A 275-nucleotide genomic window follows, 5' to 3' on the forward strand; every position below is an offset into this window, starting at 1 on the left:
CTGCACCGAACACTGGTCGCAGATCATCGCCGACCACACCACCTCCAGCACCGAGCGACATCTCCTCGCCGAGGTCGCATGCCCGACGTGCCGGCGTCCGATCCTCACCGGCCCGGGTGTCCCAGTCGCATGCTCGAACCCGCACTGCTGGGAGGACGCATGGTGGGAGCAGCCCGCCCCCGATGAGCACGTCCCAGCCCGCCGAGGCACCGAGTGGGTGTACTACATCCGCTTCGGCGACCGCATCAAGATCGGCACGTCAAGCAGTCTCAAGG

General features: G+C 67.3%; 1 protein-coding gene. It reads left to right on the top strand.

Features of this window, described 5'->3' with window-relative positions; genetic code table 11:
- Positions 1 to 275: hypothetical protein (locus SB660_RS20390; protein WP_410584142.1), on the top strand; the 275-nt coding region annotated here is incomplete at both ends.

Source organism: Bacillus sp. SIMBA_005, from assembly GCF_046535585.1.
In the GTDB taxonomy this organism is placed as follows: domain Bacteria; phylum Bacillota; class Bacilli; order Bacillales; family Bacillaceae; genus Bacillus; species Bacillus pumilus.